17 protein-coding genes are annotated in these 17,904 nt (G+C 70.5%); 13 read left to right on the plus strand and 4 right to left on the minus strand.

Going from position 1 to position 17,904, the window contains the following annotated elements; translation table 11 throughout:
• The first annotated feature begins 51 nt into the window (after nt 1–51).
• The 5 genes from E1161_RS19750 (at nt 52) to E1161_RS19770 (ending at nt 4,022) form a co-directional block, all read left to right on the plus strand.
• Complete coding sequence (locus tag E1161_RS19750) at nt 52–420, plus strand: hypothetical protein (protein ID WP_165939878.1); 369 nt, start codon at nt 52–54, stop codon at nt 418–420.
• An 11-nt stretch (nt 421–431) separates the two neighbouring features.
• Nucleotides 432–1,028, plus strand: a complete 597-nt coding sequence (locus tag E1161_RS19755; protein WP_207920308.1) for a DUF3558 family protein — start codon at nt 432–434, stop codon at nt 1,026–1,028.
• Between the two features lie 9 nt (nt 1,029–1,037).
• Nucleotides 1,038–2,444 (plus strand): hypothetical protein, encoded by a 1,407-nt coding sequence (locus E1161_RS19760; protein WP_132625433.1) that lies wholly within the window; start codon nt 1,038–1,040, stop codon nt 2,442–2,444.
• Between the two features lie 2 nt (nt 2,445–2,446).
• Entirely contained in the window at nt 2,447–3,292 is an 846-nt protein-coding gene (locus E1161_RS19765; protein WP_132625435.1) for an ESX secretion-associated protein EspG, read from the plus strand.
• A 115-nt stretch (nt 3,293–3,407) separates the two neighbouring features.
• The gene (locus E1161_RS19770) at nt 3,408–4,022 is read left to right on the plus strand and encodes a nucleoside/nucleotide kinase family protein (RefSeq protein ID WP_132625437.1); all 615 of its coding nucleotides are present in this window, start codon (nt 3,408–3,410) and stop codon (nt 4,020–4,022) included.
• 1 nt (nt 4,023) lies between these two features.
• Here the strand turns inward: E1161_RS19770 and E1161_RS19775 are convergent, their stop codons facing one another.
• Nucleotides 4,024–4,212 carry a hypothetical protein gene (locus E1161_RS19775; protein ID WP_132625439.1) on the minus strand — a complete coding sequence of 63 codons (189 nt, stop codon included), beginning with the start codon at nt 4,210–4,212 and terminating at the stop codon, nt 4,024–4,026.
• Nucleotides 4,213–4,224: 12 nt separating this feature from the next.
• Here E1161_RS19775 and E1161_RS27305 point away from each other — a divergent pair, with 12 nt between their 5' ends.
• The 3 genes from E1161_RS27305 to smc all read left to right on the plus strand — a co-directional run bounded on the left by E1161_RS27305 (nt 4,225) and on the right by smc (nt 8,858).
• Entirely contained in the window at nt 4,225–4,803 is a 579-nt protein-coding gene (locus tag E1161_RS27305; RefSeq protein WP_165939879.1) for a hypothetical protein, read from the plus strand.
• Nucleotides 4,804–4,834: 31 nt separating this feature from the next.
• On the plus strand, nt 4,835–5,119 hold the full coding sequence (locus E1161_RS19785) for an acylphosphatase (protein WP_132625441.1): 285 nt from the start codon (nt 4,835–4,837) through the stop codon (nt 5,117–5,119).
• 88 nt (nt 5,120–5,207) lie between these two features.
• On the plus strand, nt 5,208–8,858 hold the full coding sequence (gene smc / locus E1161_RS19790; protein WP_132625443.1) for a chromosome segregation protein SMC: 3,651 nt from the start codon (nt 5,208–5,210) through the stop codon (nt 8,856–8,858).
• On the opposite strand, the gene E1161_RS19795 is transcribed toward smc, so the two are convergent.
• Nucleotides 8,855–9,190: a hypothetical protein gene (locus E1161_RS19795; protein WP_132625445.1), complete on the minus strand. Its 336-nt coding sequence runs from the start codon at nt 9,188–9,190 to the stop codon at nt 8,855–8,857. The two genes, smc and E1161_RS19795, sit on opposite strands and share 4 nt — an antisense overlap.
• 197 nt (nt 9,191–9,387) lie before the next feature.
• On the opposite strand from E1161_RS19795, the gene E1161_RS19800 reads away from it, so the two are divergent.
• A complete protein-coding gene (locus E1161_RS19800; protein WP_132625447.1) occupies nt 9,388–10,086 on the plus strand; it encodes a hypothetical protein in 699 nt (232 codons plus the stop codon).
• Between the two features lie 62 nt (nt 10,087–10,148).
• On the opposite strand, the gene E1161_RS19805 is transcribed toward E1161_RS19800, so the two are convergent.
• Complete coding sequence (locus E1161_RS19805; protein WP_132625449.1) at nt 10,149–11,687, minus strand: sodium:solute symporter; 1,539 nt, start codon at nt 11,685–11,687, stop codon at nt 10,149–10,151.
• Nucleotides 11,688–11,695: 8 nt separating this feature from the next.
• The gene (locus E1161_RS19810; RefSeq protein ID WP_207920309.1) at nt 11,696–12,880 is read right to left on the minus strand and encodes an anhydro-N-acetylmuramic acid kinase; all 1,185 of its coding nucleotides are present in this window, start codon (nt 12,878–12,880) and stop codon (nt 11,696–11,698) included.
• A 126-nt stretch (nt 12,881–13,006) separates the two neighbouring features.
• Here E1161_RS19810 and ftsY point away from each other — a divergent pair, with 126 nt between their 5' ends.
• From ftsY to E1161_RS19830, 4 genes are all read left to right on the plus strand, one after another.
• A complete protein-coding gene (gene ftsY, locus E1161_RS19815; RefSeq protein ID WP_132625451.1) occupies nt 13,007–14,389 on the plus strand; it encodes a signal recognition particle-docking protein FtsY in 1,383 nt (460 codons plus the stop codon).
• Nucleotides 14,390–14,671: 282 nt separating this feature from the next.
• The gene (locus E1161_RS19820) at nt 14,672–15,892 is read left to right on the plus strand and encodes a CynX/NimT family MFS transporter (protein ID WP_235875160.1); all 1,221 of its coding nucleotides are present in this window, start codon (nt 14,672–14,674) and stop codon (nt 15,890–15,892) included.
• Between the two features lie 123 nt (nt 15,893–16,015).
• Entirely contained in the window at nt 16,016–17,356 is a 1,341-nt protein-coding gene (locus E1161_RS19825; RefSeq protein ID WP_132625453.1) for an ammonium transporter, read from the plus strand.
• Nucleotides 17,353–17,691, plus strand: a complete 339-nt coding sequence (locus E1161_RS19830; RefSeq protein ID WP_132625455.1) for a P-II family nitrogen regulator — start codon at nt 17,353–17,355, stop codon at nt 17,689–17,691. Before E1161_RS19825 ends, E1161_RS19830 begins: the two co-directional genes overlap by 4 nt.
• Nucleotides 17,692–17,904: the final 213 nt, after the last annotated feature.

Raw genomic sequence — 17,904 nt, forward strand, 5'->3', positions numbered from 1 at the left:
GTCGGTCCCGACCGGGTGATCAAATGCCGCTGCGACCTGGGGGTTTCCGCGATGACGACACCACCACCTCCTGCGCCGGATGCGGGAGTGGCCGGGCCGACCATCACGGTCAACGAGGACAACGTCCTCCAGGTCCGCAGGACGATCCTCGCCGCGGCCGAGGACGCGCGCGAGCGGTTGTACGGCCTCGCCGCCAGCTTGCAGGTCACCCCGCCGGCCAACGACGACGTCAGCAAGCACGCCGCGAACACCTGGACCGCTTACCTGCTGGGCAATCCCGATTCGCACTTCAACCGGCTCGTGCAGTACGTGGACAACGTCGTGCAGCTCGGGGAGCAGATCGGTGAGGCGGCGAAGCAGTACGGCTACACCGACGAGGAGATCAGCGCCTCCTTCCAGCTCACGCGAGGACCGAAGTGAGGGGAACGCCGGTGCGAGTGCGTCCCTGGAGCGCAGTGGCGGCGGCCTGCGCGGCTCTGCTCGTCGTGACCGGTTGCGCTGTCAACGGTCCCGACCCGGCCCCGGCGCCGATCGCTCCCGCCCCCGCCGAGTCGGTGGAACTGCCGCAGCGGCCGGAGGACCTGGCGGTCGCGGGCAAGCAGGACGACGACGTGTGCACCTGGCTCAGCGCTGAGCAGCAGCAGTCGTTGCGGGTCGGCGGCGCTCAGCCGGTGATCAGGAACGGGGACAACTACAACGGCTGCGGCTACCTCGGCGACACCGGTGCGGCCCGTTTCGCGATCGGCGTGCGCATCGTGCCGGAGCCGGTCGAGCTGTTCCTGCAGAAGATCAACTCGAGCCCCGGTACGCGACAGGTCTACGTGCTCAGCGGTTTCGGCACCGTGCAGAGCCAGATCGGCGGCGGGGAGGGTCTCGGCTGCGATGCGTTCATCGACGCGGCGGAGGGCCAGACGGTCTGGGTCAACATGCAGTTGCAGACACCCGGCGCCATGAACGCCGACCAGATGTGCGAGAAGGCCCAGACGGCGGCGCATTCCGCCGTCAGCACGTTGCAGGCTCAGAGCTAGGGGGCTGGCGTGACCTACACCGACCCGATCCGCGACATCCGCTTCAAGGGGATGGACATCCCCGAGCTGCAGGAGTGGATCGCTCAGATCAAGCAGGGCCAGGGCACCCAGGCGATGCAGGGAGCCGTTCGCGCGTTGGACGAGTGCGTGCAGGTCGTGGTCGACCTCGACGACGCGCTGCGCCGCGAGCTCGGCAAGCTGCACGTCGAGTGGGAGGGCAGCGCGGGCAGCCTCGCCGCCGAGGCGACCCGGCAGCAGAGCGTGGCCTTCGGCGACGCCCCCGATCCGCTCGCGGTGTCGGCGAGCAGCGTCGACGCGCAGGCCGGCGGGTACGAGTCGGCGCGGCACCGGCTGCCCAACGCCGAGGAGCTGCGGCACAAGCAGTCGGAGAACGTCTTCGAGTGGGCCGGCGGCGGATTCGGCTACGAGAGCGACTACGACGAGGAAGCCAAGAAGATCGAGGCGGAGAAGCAGGCCGCGCAGGCGGCGCTGTCGAATTACCGCGACACCTCGGTCGAGCAGGCCCAGGCCTACCAGCCGCTGCCGACGATGCCAGCCACCGCGGTGGTGCCAGCGGCATCGTCCGGGACCGCGTCCTCAGCTGGGAACGGATCGTTCGGGACGGCCGCGGGTGGTTCCCAGGAAGACCTCGCCGGTGACGCGGTCGTCGGCGGTGCGATCGCCGGTGGCGCGGTCGCCGGAGGCCAGGTCGGTGGTGGTCAGGTCGGTGGTGGTCAGGTCGGTGGGGACCGGCCGGGTGCGCCGAGGACGCCCGTCGAGCAGCCGTCGGCCGGGCAGCGCCCGGGCGAGCAGCCGCCCGCCGGGAGGCGTCCCGGTGACCAGGCGCGTCCCGGTGACCAGGAGCGACCCGTTGACCAGGAGCGACCCGGTGACCGAGAGCGTCCCGACCAGGGCGAGGACGAGCACGCGGCCGAGTTCGACGCCGATCCGGACCCGCAGGCCGGGGTCGACGACGGCGGAGTCAGCACGGGAACGGTCCTGGGCATCGCCGCCGGTGGTGCGGCGGTGGCCGGGATCGGCGCGTACGCGGCGAGCAAGGTCATCGGTGGTCGGCTCCCTGCGACCACGTCCGGCCCCAAGGTCGTGCCCGGGGCGGGCGAGTCGAAGACTCCCGCGACGCGGAGCGGGACCATAGGCGGAGGTCCGGGAGACACGGTGGTGGGCAAGGCGGCGGGAAGCACTCCGGGGAGCCGGCCCGCGCCCGGATCGGTGATGTCGCCCGCGGCCACGCGCGGCGAGAAGCCGGGCGAGGGCTCCGAGCACGACAACGACTACACCGCCGAGGAAACCCCGTTCGACGACGACCGACTGGTCGCTCCCGCTGTGCTGGGGCACGTCGAGCCGCAGGCCACCGAGAGCGAAGACGACGACGCCGAGCCGAAGAAGCGGGACTGACGTTGCGCCCCGGAGCCGAAGCCGAACCGATCTACCTGTCCGCGCTGGAGTTCGACGTCGTGTGCGAGGCGGCCGGGTTCGACGAGCGGCGCCACATCATCCTCGACGTGCCCAGCCCGGGTTCCACCTACACCGAGCGCGCGGAACTCGTCGCGCAGGCGTGGGATTCGTTGCGTCACAAGCGACTCGCCGAGACCAAGCGCGACCGGGTCGAGGTGGAGTTCGCCGACCTGCTCGGGCTGCTGGACCGGCCGCAGCGCAGCATCGATGTCCGCATCTGGGCCGACCGCCCGATCCGCGCGCTGGCCTGCGCGAACGGCGGTGAAGGGCTGCTGGTGGTCGTCGACGGCGACGTGGTCGAGATGACTCCGATCAGGGGCGGTTCGCTGGCCGAGGCCGCCGTGTCGGTCGCCGGTGAAGTGCCGCCCGGTCCCGGGCGCGCGGTCAGCCTGCCCAACCGGGCACTGCGCGAGGCCTCCGACGTCGCCGGAGCGGGGAACCCGTTGGCCTTCACCGATGAGCTGCGCATCCTCGGCGTCGGTCACGACGACGCGGCGGACGTCGCGAACATGGCCAACAACATGGGAATTCGCGGCCAGTTCGGGGCCGAGGGCAGCGCGGGACGTGGCAAGCCCGCCCGCGCCGGTCGCGTCGTCGCCTTCCACGACACCGATCGCGGCCGCTACCTGCACGTCGTTCGCAGCAGTGGCGACGGCCGGGCCTGGAGCACCATCGCACCAGCCGACAACGGCCGTCTCGCCGAGTACGTCCGGGAACTCCTCACCGAGGTCTGGGACGACTTTGCCGCCCACGACTTCAGCGGAAGCCCGTACCCCGATTTCCGCTGAGATCCGGTCAGCCGGGGTGCCCATGATCGGGGTCTGGTTCGATGCGGCCGGTCAGTTCGGAGTTGGCGAGGGCTCGAAGACCGGAGTGCGGGGGCGGCGGAACTAGGGTGGGGTCGTGTATTCGGAGTTGATCTCGCGGGCGAAGCGCCTCGCGGAGAGCGGGACGCGAGCGATCCTGGGGATCGCCGGGGCGCCGGGAGCGGGCAAGGGCACCGTGGCCGAGCGGGTGCGCAGCGAGGTCGCCGACTCCGCCGTGCTGGTGCCGATGGACGGGTTCCACCTGGCCAACGAGCAGTTGCGGCGGTTGGGCCGGGCCGACCGCAAGGGAGCACCGGACACCTTCGACGCAGCCGGTTACGTCGCGCTGCTGCGGCGGATCCGGGAGGGCTCGGAGGCCGTGTTCGCGCCCCGGTTCCACCGCGAGGTCGAGGAGTCCTTCGCTGCCGAGATCGTCGTGGAGCCCGACGTCCCGCTGGTGATCACCGAGGGGAACTACCTGCTGCTGGACACCCCGCCCTGGTCACAGGTGCGCGGGCTGCTCGACGAGTGCTGGTTCCTCGCGCCCGACGACGAGTTGCGCGTGCAGCGGCTGATCGACCGCCACGTCCGCTACGGCCGGACGCCCGAGGCCGCGGCCGAGTGGGTCCGCCGCAGCGATGAGCGCAACGCCGCCCTCGTCGCAGGCACTCGCCACCGCGCGGATCTCGTCGTGGAGGGCGACCCCAGCTGACTCAGCGCTGCCGGAGTTCCGCGCGCACGTCGTCGGGGATGCGGCCGGTGTGATCGATCGGCGTCCACGCTTCGCTGCGGATCCACTGCGAACCGCAGCCCCGGCAGGCCAGCAGCGGAAGTCCGTCGAGCTGCGCGGGAGTCCGGTGCCACGAGCACAACGACCGGCACGCGTGCACTGCCAGCGACATCAGTTCGACGTCTTGGTCGAGCTCGGGCCGTGCGTGGCGGTGGGTTCCGGCGGGTTTGGCTCGGTCGTGGTGGTCGGCGTCGGCGACGAGGTGGGCGACGGCCTGGTCGGCGTCGGGCGGGGCGTCGTCGTGGTCGGGGTCGGAGGCTGTGGCGGCGCCTGCGTGGCCGACGGCGTCGTCGACGACGAGCTGCGCGTGGTCGACGCGTCCTCGCTGGTGTTGGAGGTCTCCGAGCTCGTGGTGCCGGTGATCGGCGGGCCCGGGGGCATCGGTGGCGCCGTCGTGTACGAGGTGGCGCTGCTGCGAGTGGTGGTGGGGCGCAGGGTGATGTCCGGGCCGGCGGACTCGCGCCTGTCAGATCCGGCCACGACAGCTGCGGTCGTCGCGAAGATCGTGGCCACCGCGATGCCGGACGCGGCGAGCATCACCAGGCGCTTCGGCCGGGCGTCCGGGTCTTCCACGTCCAACGGGTCCATCGGTGCCCCAACTCGTGTCGGTTCGTCCTCGTCCCCCGCGGTCACCGGCTCGCGCCGGGATCTGGCGGATCATACCGGCAGCCGGATCGGTCTCGATCAGCTGCCGGTAATGTGACCTCGAAGCGGGCGCGGCATCATCGGGGACCGTGACGGAATCGGAACGGGCACGACTGATCGCGCGGGTGCACGGGCAAGTTCAAGGCGTGGGTTTCCGCTGGTGGACGCGATCTCGCGCGCTGGAGCTGGGACTCGTCGGAAGCGCCACCAACCTCCCCGCCAGCCGGGTCGAGGTCGTCGCCGAGGGTCCGCGGGAAGACTGCGAAAAACTCCTGGAGGCGCTGCGTTCCGGCCGGACACCCGGTCGGGTGGATCACGTCGCCGAGCTGTGGATGGAACCCAAGGGCGGTCTGACCGGCTTCGTCGAGCGTTGAACCAGCGGTTCTGCGTCGAGCGGAGCTCGATCGACGGTAGAGTCTCGCGGACGTGGTCGCGTAACCGACGGGAAGGTCGACGGCAGCCGTGCATCTCAAGAGCCTGACGCTGAAGGGTTTCAAATCCTTCGCCTCGGCCACCACGCTGCGCTTCGAACCCGGCATCACCTGCGTCGTCGGCCCCAACGGCTCGGGCAAGTCCAACGTCCTCGACGCGCTTCGCTGGGTGATGGGCGAGCAGGGCGCCAAGGACCTGCGCGGCGGCAAGATGGAGGACGTGATCTTCGCGGGCACCGCGGGTCGCGCCCCGCTGGGCCGCGCCGAGGTCACGCTGACCATCGACAACTCCGACGGCGCGCTGCCGATCGAGTACACCGAGGTCTCCATCACCCGCCGGATGTTCCGCGACGGCGCCAGCGAGTACGAGATCAACGGCAACACCTGCCGGTTGATGGACGTGCAGGAACTGCTGTCGGACTCCGGTATCGGCCGCGAGATGCACGTCATCGTCGGTCAGGGCCAGCTGGCGTCGATCCTGCAGGCCAAGCCCGATGAGAACCGCCGGCTCATCGAAGAGGCCGCCGGTGTGCTCAAACACCGCAAGCGCAAGGAGAAGGCGCTGCGCAAGCTCGACGCGATGCAGGCGAACCTGACGCGTCTGACCGACCTCACCAGCGAGCTGCGGCGACAGCTCAAGCCGCTGGGCAAGCAGGCCGAGATCGCCCGCAAGGCGCAGACCGTGCAGGCCGACCTGCGCGACGCCAGGCTCCGGCTGATCGCCGACGACCTGGTCACGGCCCGCGCGGACCTGGCCCGCGACGAGGCCGATCAGGAGACCGCGCGCGCCAAGCGCACCGAGGTCGAGCGGGCCCTGCAGTTCGCCCAGTCCGAGGAGAAGACCCTCGAAGAGGCGGTGGCCGCGGACTCGCCGCGCCTGAACAAGGCCCAGGAGACCTGGTACCGGTTGTCGGCGCTGGAAGAACGCCTGCGCGGCACGCTGCGGCTGGCTGTCGAACGGCACCGGCACCTCACCGAGCAGACCGAGGAGCAGCGCTCCGGTCGCGACCCCGACCAGCTCGACGCCGAGGCCGAGGAAGCCGCCGAGCAGGAGATCGAACTCCGCGAGCAGGTCGAGGAGGCGCGCGAAGCCCTGCAGGACGTGGTGCAGCGCCGCTCCGAGCTGGAATCGCAGCTCAAGCAGGCCGAGCAGGCTCACATGGCGGCGGTGCGAGCCATCGCCGACCGGCGCGAAGGCGCAGCCCGCCTGTCCGGTCAGGTCGAGTCGCTGCGCGGGAAGGTCAGCGACAGCGCCGACGAGATCGCGCGCCTCAGCGAATCCCTGGAGGAGGCCACCGCTCGCGCCGAGGAGGCGCACGGTGCGCTGGCCGACGCCGAGGAGGAGAGCGGCGGCTACGACTCCGACGACGCCGGCCTGCAGGAACGCCGCGAGAACGCGGCGCAGGCACGTGACGCCGCCCGCGCGCGGGTGGAGGAGCTGGTCGAGCAGGAGCGCGCCGCCGAACGCGAGATCGCGTCCTGGAGGGCGCGGGTCGAGGCCCTGTCGATGGGCCTGCAGCGCAAGGACGGTGCCGGTGCCCTGCTGGCCGCCGGTGACCGGGTCCCAGGCCTGCTGGGTTCGGTCGCCGCGCTGCTCACCGTCGAAACCGGTGCTGAGGCGGCGCTCGCCGCTGCGCTGGGCGCGGTCGCCGACGCGGTCGTGGTGCGCGGTGTCACCGACGCGGTGACCGCGCTGAACCTGCTCAAGTCCGACGAAGCGGGTCGTTCCGGCGTGGTGATCGGCTCCGACGCCGACGTCGACCGCTCGCACTGGCCGCAGCTGACCGGATCCGCCCGGTGGGCCGTGGACCTGATCACCGCACCGGAGGAGCTCCGGGGTGCGGTGCTCAGCGCGCTCGACCAGGTCGTGGTGGTCGAAACCCTGGACGCCGCGCGGGAAGTCGTGCAGGAACACCCGAGCGTGCGGGCGGTGACCTCGACCGGTGACGTGCTGGGCGCGCACTGGGCCACCGGCGGTTCGGACGACAAGCAGAGCGTCATCGAGGTCCGCGCCGCCGTCGAGGAGGCCGAGAGCGAGCTCGCCGCGGCCGAGCGCAGGCTGGAGCAGCATTCGGCCGCGTTGGAAGGTGCCCGCGCCGAGGAGGAGTCCCGGCGCGCCGAGGCCCGTGCCGCGCAGGAGCTGATCAACGAGGCCAAGGTCGCCCGCGCTCGCAGCACCGAGCGGTTGTCGAGCCTGCAACGCGCCGCCCGCAACGCGACCTCCGAAGTCGAGCGGATCTCCGAGCGGCGCGTCAAGGTCGAGCAGACCCGCGACCAGTCGCTGGGGAAGCTCGCCGAGCTCGAAGAGCGCCTCGACGCCGTGAAGGACGAGCAGGAAGAGGCCGCCGAGCCCGACACCGACGAGCGCGACCGCCTCTCCACCGAGCTCACGGCCGTGCGCCAGCAGGAGATGGAAGCGCGGCTGACCCAGCGCACCGCCGAGGAGCGCGCCCGCGCCGTGCAGGGCCGGGCCGATCAGCTGCGCCGCGCCGCACGTCACGAGCGCGAGACCCGCGCTCGTGCCGCGGCCGCCCGCGAGGCCCGGGAACGGGCGGCCCGCGTCACCCGCGCCGTCATCGACGGCGCCGAGACCGCGCTGGAGCGGATCACGGTGTCGCTGCAGGCCGCGACCGAGGAGCGAGACGTCGCGCAAGCCAAGCAGAGCGAGCACGAGCAGGCCCTCGGCGTGATCCGCGCCCGCGTCCGCGAGCTGTCCGGTGAGCTGGAGAAGCTGACCGATGCGGTGCACCGCGACGAGGTGGTGCGCGCCGAGCAGCGGTTGCGGATCGAACAGCTCGAAACCAAGATCATCGAGGACTTCGGGATCGGCCTGGACGACCTGGTCGACGAGTACGGCCCGACAGTCCCGGTTCCGCCGAGCCCCGCCGAGGTCGCCGAGTACGAGGCCGCGAAGGAACGCGGCGACGAGGTCAACGCCCCGCCGCCGGTGCCCTACGACCGCGCGACCCAGGAGCGGCGCGCCAAGCGCGCGGAGAAGGACCTGTCGCTGCTGGGAAAGGTCAACCCGCTGGCGCTGGAGGAGTTCGCGGCGCTGGAGGAGCGCTACAAGTTCCTGTCCACCCAGCTGGAAGACCTCAAGGACAGCCGCCGCGACCTGCTCAGCGTGGTCAAGGAGGTCGACGAGAAGATCCTGGAGGTCTTCAGCTCGGCTTTCGAGGACGTGGCCAAGGAGTTCGAGGTCGTCTTCAAGGTCCTGTTCCCGGGTGGCGACGGTCGCCTCACCCTGACCGATCCGGGCGACATGCTCAGCACCGGTGTCGAGGTCGAAGCACGTCCGCCGGGCAAGAAGGTCAAGCGGCTGTCGCTGCTGTCCGGTGGCGAGAAGTCGCTGACCGCGGTGGCGATGCTGGTGGCGATCTTCCGCGCCCGCCCCTCGCCGTTCTACGTGATGGACGAGGTCGAGGCGGCGCTGGATGACACCAACCTGCGGCGCCTGATCACGCTGCTCGACCAGCTGCGCGCCACCTCGCAGCTGATCATCATCACGCATCAGAAGCCGACGATGGAGATCGCCGACGCGCTCTACGGCGTGACGATGCGCGGCGATGGCATCACCCAGGTCATCTCGCAGCGCCTGAAGGGCAAGGCGGACGAGAAGTCCGACGAACCCGAGCCCGAAGGCGCCCCTGAAGAAGGCGACGTCGCCTCGGTCCTGGACTAGATCCCGCCCCAGGCGTAGCCGACGCCGAAGGCGACCAGCGCGGCCACCAGGACGACGCCGAGCATCAGCGTCCAGCCCGGTGCGGTCTCCCGGTGCGGTTGCCGCAGCACGTCGTGATCAGCGATGACGCGTTGCGGTGCGGCACGGTTCCACAGCTCGGGGCGGCGCAGGTCGGCTTGGCAGTCGGCGCATTCGGCCAGGTGCGTGCGCATCATGAGCCAGTCGACGTCGTCGAGGTCGTCGACCGCGAAGGCGTCCAGCCTGCTCCGCACCTCCCGGTGCTCGGTGCGGTAACCGGTTGGCGATCCGGCCCGGCTCCTGTGGACGAACATTCCCATTGCTCCATGATCGGCTCGTTCCCGGCGGTGCTGAAGGGCCGTGCGCAGGCTTTGCGATGGGGGGTTGGGGGCAGGGGAACGCATGCGCGAAGATGGTCGTGATCCGGCATCTCTCCGGGCGAGGGTCGGCGTCGTGCTCCCGCGAGCACCACCCCCAGTGCGGGGACCGAGGCAGGCACTAGGAGTTCTTGATGACCAACCCGTACGGCCCCCCGCCAGGGCAGTCGCCGCATCCGCAGCAGGGCGCCCAGGTGCCCCCCGGGTACGGTCCGCAGTCCGGCCCGATGTCGCAGCAGCCGATGCCCCAGGGCTACCCGCAACAGCAGGGACATCCGCAGCAGCAGGGATATCCGCAGCAGCAGGGATATCCGCCGCAGGGCTACCCCCAGCAGGGCCCTGGGTACCCGCAGTCCGGGCCGATGCCGCAGATGGCCCCGCAGCAGGTGCAGCCGCACCAGCAGATGCCGCAGCAGCAGATGCCTCCGCAGTTCCCGCCGCCTCCGCCCGGCATGGGACGGCTGCTGATCGACTGCTCGTACCACTGGCTGATGCTCGCCTTCCTGCTGTTCAAACCGCAGGTGACGATCAACGGTCAGCCCGGTCCGGTGCTGACCTGGGGCAAGAACCCGATCGACCTGCCGCCCGGGCAGCACCAGGTCCGAGTCCACGTGAACTACCTGTGGAAGATCGGTTACGCCACCGCGGTGATCCCGGTCGGAGCCGGCCAACAGCTCGACGTGTACTACAAGCCCCCGGCGATGGTCTTCATGGACGGCGCGATCGGTCCGACCCCGCAGGAAACCCCGGGGCTGGGCGTCACGATCGGCGTCAGCATCGCCGCGTTCGTCCTGCTCCTCCTCGTCGGCCTCCTCCCCCTGGCCTTCGCCTGACCCGCAGGCAAGACTGCGGCCCCCGGCAACTCACCGGGGGCCGCAGTCGTGTCGCACCCCGATCACCACCGCGATCGGGGATCTGGTTGCGGCGGTGACCCGGGTTGGACGGTCTCGGGGACGGGTTGTTCATCCCGACTGTGGCGGAGTGCCAGGAGCCCGCCCACGACGAGGGTCACGATCACGCCCAGCGGGGTGTACCACGGGAAGGCCAACGACGTCTCGCCGCCTTCACCGTCGGGGAAGCTGACCCCGACGACGACGTACAGCACCACCGCGATGGTCGCTGCGAAGGCGGTGATCGCGTCGGCCTGCCGCGCGCGCTTGACCAGCAGACCCAGCAGGAACGCTCCCAGCAACGCGCCGTAGGTGTAGCTGGCGATGCTCAGACCGACCTCGACCACCGGGTCCTCGGTGCTGGTGAACATCGAGGCGAACGCCACGAACACCACCGCCCACACCAGCGTCCACAGCTTGCCCATCTTCAGCACGGCCGCGTCGTCGAGCGGTTTCTTCGACAGCCGCTGGTAGAGGTCGCTGACCGTCGAGGTCGACAGCGAGTTCAGCGAGGACGCCAGGGTGCTCATCGCGGCGGCGAGGATGCCGGCGATGAACAGCCCCGAGATGCCCGGCGGCAGGTCGTTGACGATGAACCGCGGGAACAGCTCGTCGGAACTGGCCAGCCCCATCGAGTCCGGGGTGGCTCCCCTGAACAACGACCACAGCATGGTGCCGATGAACAGGAACAGCCCGAACTGCAGGGCCACCACGACACCGCTGGCGATCAGCGCCCGCCGGCCGTCCTCGAGGTCCTTGCAGGCCAGCAGGCGCTGCACCATCAGCTGGTCGGCGCCGTGGGAAGCCATCGCGAACACCGCGCCACCGATCACCGCGGTGAAGAACGCGTACTGGTCGGTGATGATCGACGAGGAGAAGTCCAGCAGCTGGAACTTGCCCTCGGCCATCGCCGTGGAGAACCAGTCGCCGGGAAGCTTGCCGAACAGGATGATCCCGGCCAGCATCGCGCCCCCGACGTAGACGAACATCTGGATCGCGTCGACCCAGACCACGGCCTTGATGCCGCCGAAGTAGGTGTAGATCACGGTCAGGACCGCCAGCAGCGCGATGATCTGCCAGTACGACATGTGCACGTCGAACGCCGCGAGCATCACCTTCACCGGGATCGCCGTGGCGAACAGCCGCAAGCCGTCCGCGAGCAGCCGGGTGATCAAGAACGTCACCGACGCGGTGCCCTGCAAACCGGTTCCGAAGCGCTGGCCGAGGAAGGCGTAGGCGCTCACCAGGTTTCCGGCGAAGTAGCGGGGCAGCAGCACGAAGGAGACCACGATGCGGCCGATCAGGTAGCCGATCGCCAGCTGCAGGTAGGTGAAGCTGCCGAGGTAGGCCACCGTCGGCACGCTGATCACGGTCAGCGTCGAGGTCTCGGTGGCCACCACCGAGAAGCACACGGCCCACCACGGGAGTTGTCGCCCGCCGACGAAGTAGTCCTGCGAGCTCTTCTGCTTGCCGCTGAGCAGCAGGCCCAGTGCCGGCATCGCGATCAGGTACAACCCGATCACGACGAGGTCGAGCGATCGCATCTGGCCTCCTAGTTCGTCGCGGCGGACCGCATGATCAGCCGTCGGGGCTGGGTGGTGGCGGGTTCGGGCAGTCGCAGGCCGGTCGCGCCCGGCGTGATGCTGCCCAGGATCCGAGGACCTGAGGCCCCAGTGGTCCCGGGCGTGTTGCCGGGGAGGCCGTTCCAGGTCAGGAAGCCGAGCAGCGCGGTGAGCAAGGCTTCCTTGCTGTCGGAAGGCATCCCGAGATCGTCGCTGACCAGCACCGGGGCGTCGAGCTGTCGGCGAAGTGCTGCCAGCAGCACGGGGTTGTGCACACCGCCACCGGCGACCACGACGCGTTCGGCGCCTTCGGTCCGGCAGGCGTCGGCGATGGTGCGCGCGGTCAGCTCGGTCAGGGTCGCCAACAGGTCACCGTCGCCGATCGGCCCGCCGAGGTCGGTGAGCGCCCGGTCCAGGTGTGCGGCGTTGAAGTGCTCCTTGCCGGTGGACTTCGGCGCGGGCAGCCGGTAGTAGCCGTCGTCCAGCAGGATCGCGAGCAGGTCGGCGTTCACCGAACCGGAGGCCGCCAGCGCTCCGTCGGTGTCCTGGGGCTTCCCGGTGCGCTGCTGAGCGGCCAGATCGATCAGCGCGTTGCCGGGGCCGGTGTCGTAGGCGCGGGGTTCCCCTCCTCCGATCACGGCGATGTTCGCGATGCCGCCGATGTTCACCGCCACCTGGGTTCCCGATCCCGATCCGTCCCCGAGCCAGAGGGAGTCGAGGACTCCTGCGAGCGGGGCGCCGTGGCCGGCTGCGGCGACGTCGCGGGTGCGGAGGTCGGAGACGACCGGCAGTCCGGTGGCCTCAGCGATCCAGGCAGGTTGCCCGATCTGGAGGGTGCCGAGGGCACGCCCGCGTTCGACCCAGTGGTAGATCGTCTGGCCGAGGGAAGCGACGAAGTCGGCCTGACCGCCGGCTAAGTCCACCCCGAGCCGGGCGGCTTCGGCGAAGCACCGGCCGACGAGGGTGTCCAGCCGGCAGAGGGCTGCCGCGTCGAGCACCCCCGGTGGCAGCGCCGAGAGGAGGTCTTCGCGCAGGGCCGCTGGGTAGTCGAGGGTGTGCTCGCCGAGCGGGCGGAGCTCGATCGTCTCGCCGTCGAGGCGCAGCTCGGCAGCGGCCAGGTCGATGCCGTCCATCGACGTTCCCGAGAGCAGCCCCACCACTCGCCACCAGCGCATACCTGTGGTGTATTGCACACGGGCATGAAAAAGCAAGCACTTCGTGGCCATTGTTGGTGAAATGCTCACGCAACTGCCCGGCAGGTGCCTGGACGAGGCGGTTAGAGCAGGTGGGAGGATGGGCGGGTGACCACCGAAACCCTGATTCTGATCGTCGTCGTCGTCGCGGTGGTGCTGGCTCTCGCCGTGGTCGCCGGTGTGGTGCTCAACCGTCGTCGGCGAATCAGCCTGCGCGAGGAGGACGAAGCCGACGCGCCCACCGCCGTCAAGGGCGGCGGCTACCGGACCGGTAGCGGCATCAGCTTCGCCAGCGGCGCCGCGACCGCCGAGCCCGAGGCCGCGGCCGAACCAGCCGCGCCGGAGCACCCGGTCGAAGAGCGCACCGAGGTGGAGGGCCAGCCCGGCGTCGGTGACGACGCAGCGGTTCCCCGCGACACCGAGCGGCGCGGCATCGTCGACGTCGATCTTCCCGAGGACACCGCGACGGCCGAACCCGTCGCGGAACCGGAGGTTCCCGCGCAGCCCACGGCTCCGCCTGAGCCCGAGGCGCCCGCCGTCGAGGTGGAGGAGATCGAGCCCACCGCGGGTCGACTCGAACGCCTCCGCGGTCGGCTGTCCCGCTCGCGCACGACCTTCGGGCAGAGCCTGCTCGGCCTGCTCGGCGCGGGTGATCTCGACGAGGACTCCTGGGAGGAGATCGAGGACACCCTGCTGATGGCAGACCTGGGCGCGGCCACCACCACCGAGATCACCGAACGGTTGCGCGCCGAGATCGCCTCCCGCGCCGTGCGCAGTCCGGAGGAGGCCCGCGTCGTCCTGCGCGAGGTGCTCGTCGACGCGCTCGGCAAGGACATGGAGCGCTCGGTGCGCGCGTTGCCGCACGGCGACCCGTCCGATGGCGGCAAGCCGGCGGTGCTGCTGGTCGTGGGCGTCAACGGCACCGGCAAGACCACGACCACCGGCAAGCTGGCCCGCGTGCTCGTCGCCGACGGCCGCACCGTGCTGCTCGGTGCCGCCGACACCTTCCGCGCTGCCGCGGTCGAGCAGCTGGCGACTTGGGGTGAGCGCGTCGGCGCCGAGGTGGTGCGCGGCAACGAGGGAGCCGACCCGGCCAGCGTGGCGTTCGAGGCCGTCAGCCGGGGCGGTGACAGCGCCGTGGACGCGGTGCTGGTCGACACCGCCGGCCGGCTGCACACCAAGACAGGTCTGATGGACGAGCTCGGCAAGGTCAAGCGCGTCGTGGAGAAGAAGGCTCAGGTCGACGAGGTGCTGCTGGTCCTCGACGCCACCACGGGGCAGAACGGGCTCATGCAGGCCCGGGTGTTCTCCGAGGTCGTCGACGTCACCGGCATCGTGCTGACCAAGCTCGACGGCACCGCCAAGGGCGGCATCGTCTTCCAGGTCCAGCGCGAGCTCGGCGTCCCGGTCAAGCTCGTCGGCCTCGGTGAGGGGGCCGACGACCTCGCCCCGTTCGAGCCGGGAGCGTTCGTCGACGCCCTGCTCAACTGACGCGAGCCCGACCCCGCACGCGAAGCCCCCGGCCCGGGTGAAGCCCCGCCGGGGGCTTCCTCCTCTACCCAGCTCCGCGGCGGCGACGCCTGGACCCTCTCAGCGGAGTCCTGCGTCGGGGTCCGCGCGGAGATCTGGGGTTCTCGGGCGGTTCTCGGTCGGAGTGTGCAGAGGTTCACTGCTCGTGAGTTGTTGGGCGGGTGTTCGGTGTAGTTGGGTTGAGCTGGGCTCGCTGGTCAGAGCCTCGTCGTCTGTGATGTCTGCTTCGGGAAGGAACGTTGCGTGGGCACCGGAGTCCAGGGGGGAGCGCCGCGCACCCAGCGGGTCACCGCCATCGTGACCGTGCTCGTGGTCGTGCTGGTGGCCTTGGCGTTGCGGCCACCGTTCACGGCGGTGGCGCCGCTGCTGGACCGCATCCAGCGGGACCTCGGGGTCTCAGGCACGTTCAGCGGCGTGCTGACCACCCTGCCGGTGGTGTGCTTGGGCGCGTTCGCGTTCGTCGCGCCGCGGCTGCGCCAGCGCTTCGGCGATGAGCGGGTGCTGCTGGGCTGCCTGGTGGTGCTGCTGATCGGCAACTCGCTGCGCGCCTACGGCGACATCCCGACGCTGCTGGCGGGAACGGTCGTGGTCGGCGCGGGGATCGCGGTCGCCAACGTCGCGGTGCCCGGTCTGATCAAGCGCGACTTCCCGCACAGGGTCCCGGTGGTCACCGCCGTCTACACGATGTGCCTGACGCTGGGCGGCGCGTTCGCGGCCGCCGCCGTGGTGCCCGTCGGGCACGCGTTCGGTTCGCAGTGGCGGGCGCCGCTGGGGTTGCTGGCCGTTCCGGTGCTGGTGGCCCTGGTGATCAGCCTGGTCGCGGTGCGCGGCAGCGCGGTCGCCGCGCCGAAGCCGGTCAGCCCCGGAATCCTGTGGCGGAGTCCGCTGGCGTGGCACCTCACCTTCTTCATGGGCTTGCAGTCCTCGCTGGCCTACGTCGTGTTCGGCTGGCTGCCCACGATGTTGCAGAGCCGGGGGATGACCCCGGAGCTGGCCGGGCTCGCGCTGGGCGTGCAGGCGGCGATCCAGGCCGCCGGGTCGATGTCGATCCCGGTGCTGTGCAGGCGCTTGCACGACCAGCGGCCGATCATCGCTGTGCTGTCGCTGATGCTCATGTCCGGCTTCGGCGGCATCCTGCTCGGCCCGACCGGGCTGCTTTGGCCCGCGGTGGTGGTGCTGGGCCTGGCCCAGGGTGCGGCGTTCGGCCTGGCGCTGACGCTGCTGGGGTTGCGCTCGCCGGACAGCGACACCACGACCGCCTTGTCCGGTATGGCCCAGGGTGGGGGTTATCTCATCGCTGCGGTGGGTCCGCTGCTCATCGGCCTGCTGCACGACGTCTCCGGCGCGTGGACGCTGCCGCTGGTGCTGGTCCTGGCCTGCTCAGCGGGCTGGCTGGGGTTCGGGCTCTCCGTCGGAAGACCGGTCCAGGTCCCGTCGGTGATCGGCCGCGTAACACCGAATTGACCTGCGCACGTCCCCGTAACAGCGGGGTGGGTCTCATTTCACGCCTGCGTTACAGCACGACGCTCCGCCTGAAACAGGCATTCCCCAAGATGCGGCCCAACTCGGTTCGCACGGGGAGGCAATGTGAATTCAGGCGACACCGCATGGGTGCTCGTGAGCGCCGCTCTTGTCCTGCTGATGACTCCAGGGCTGGCGTTCTTCTACGGCGGCATGGTCCGGTCCCGGGGTGTGCTGAACATGCTGATGATGAGCCTCGGCTCGATCGGCGTGGTCGGCGTGCTGTGGGTGCTGTTCGGTTACTCGATGGCCTTCGCCACCGACATCGGTGGTCTGGGCCTGCTGGCGAATCCCTTCGAGAACTTCGGTCTGGCGGGCCTGCTCGGTGAGGACTCGCTGTCGGGCACGATCCCGTCGCTGGCCTTCGTCGGTTTCCAGGCGATGTTCGCGATCCTGACGGTCGCGCTGATCTCCGGCGCCATCGCCGACCGCGCGCGCTTCGGCCCGTGGCTGCTGTTCGCCGCGCTGTGGGCGGCCGTGGTGTACTTCCCGGTCGCGCACTGGGTCTTCGACTTCGACGACACCGACGACGCGGGCAACGTGACCGCCGTCGGCGGCTGGATCGCCAACCGCCTGGCCGCGATCGACTTCGCGGGTGGCACCGCGGTCCACATCAACGCAGGTGCCGCCGCGCTGGCCCTGGTGCTGGTGCTGGGCAAGCGCAAGAACTGGCCCAAGGGCGTCGGCAAGCCGCACAACCTGCCGTTCGTGGTGCTCGGCGCCGGCCTGCTGTGGTTCGGCTGGTTCGGCTTCAACGCCGGCTCTGCGCTGGCCGCCGACAACACCGCGGCGTTCGTACTGGTCAACACGCTGGTCGCCACCAGCGCGGCGATGCTGGGCTGGCTGCTGGTGGAGCGCCTGCGCGACGGTCACGCCACCACGCTGGGCGCCGCGTCGGGCATCGTGGCCGGTCTGGTCGCGATCACCCCTGCCTGCTCGTCGGTGACGCCGCTGGGCGCGATCGCGATCGGGGCGATCACGGGCGGGGCCTGCGCGCTGGCGGTGAGCCTGAAGTTCAAGTTCGGTTACGACGATTCCCTCGACGTCGTGGGCGTCCACCTGGTCGGTGGTCTGCTGGGCACGCTGCTGGTGGGCCTGTTCGCCTCGGCGGAGGCCCCGGCGGGCGTGGCGGGCCTGTTCTACGGCGGCGGGCTGGACCAGTTGTGGCGGCAGGCTGTCGGGGCCTTCGCGGTGCTGATCTACTCCTTCGTGCTCAGCCTGGTGCTGGCCCTGCTCGTGAAGGCGACCACCGGCTTCCGGTTGAGGGAGGAGGACGAGGAGGCGGGCATCGACGAGACCGAGCACGCGGAGACCGCGTACCACTTCGGTGATGACCGATCCGCTCGCCGCGCATCGGCTCCGGCCGGCGACGTCGCAGACCGCAAGCTGGAGGGCAGCCGCGCATGAAGCTGGTGACCGCGATCGTTCAGCCGCAGAAGGTGGACGATCTCAAGGATGAGCTCGGCAAGCTCGGCGTGCTGGGCATGACCGTGAGCGAGGCCGAGGGCTACGGCAGGCAGAAGGGCCACACCGAGGTCTACCGGGGCGCTGAGTACTCGGTTGACTTCATCGAGAAGTCCCGCGTGGAGGTCCTGGTCGACGAGACCGACGTGGACAAGGTCGTGGAAGGGATCGTCAACGCCGCCCGCACCGGCAAGGTGGGCGACGGCAAGGTGTGGGTCACCGCGGTCGAGAGCGTCGTGCGGGTTCGCACCGGCGAGACCGGCGTGGCCGCCATCTGACCTGATCAGACTCGATCGAGCGCCTCCCGGCCGAGAGCCGGGAGGCGCTCTTGTCGCGTTCGTCGGCAGCTTCCCCTGGTGCGGGTGCGTACGACTACGCAGTCGGATTCGGGCAGCTTCACGGTCTCGCACCGGCGCTGGGGCGGGCAGACTTCGTGGTGCGACGCGGTGATCAGGGAGGGCCCGGGGATCGCGCCCGTACTGGGGGTCGGG

The organism is Saccharopolyspora aridisoli (assembly GCF_004348445.1).
GTDB lineage: Bacteria > Actinomycetota > Actinomycetes > Mycobacteriales > Pseudonocardiaceae > Saccharopolyspora > Saccharopolyspora aridisoli.

Excerpts from the sequence above, each read along its gene's own strand:
- E1161_RS19750 (WP_165939878.1), top strand. The coding sequence starts at position 52 with ATGACGACACCACCACCTCCTGCGCCGGATGCGGGAGTGGCCGGGCCG.
- E1161_RS19775 (WP_132625439.1), bottom strand. The coding sequence starts at position 4,212 with ATGTCGCTGGCAGTGCACGCGTGCCGGTCGTTGTGCTCGTGGCACCGG.
- E1161_RS19795 (WP_132625445.1), bottom strand. The coding sequence starts at position 9,190 with ATGTTCGTCCACAGGAGCCGGGCCGGATCGCCAACCGGTTACCGCACC.
- E1161_RS19800 (WP_132625447.1), top strand. The coding sequence starts at position 9,388 with ATGACCAACCCGTACGGCCCCCCGCCAGGGCAGTCGCCGCATCCGCAG.
- E1161_RS19805 (WP_132625449.1), bottom strand. The coding sequence starts at position 11,687 with ATGCGATCGCTCGACCTCGTCGTGATCGGGTTGTACCTGATCGCGATG.
- E1161_RS19810 (WP_207920309.1), bottom strand. The coding sequence starts at position 12,880 with ATGCGCTGGTGGCGAGTGGTGGGGCTGCTCTCGGGAACGTCGATGGAC.
- E1161_RS19830 (WP_132625455.1), top strand. The coding sequence starts at position 17,353 with ATGAAGCTGGTGACCGCGATCGTTCAGCCGCAGAAGGTGGACGATCTC.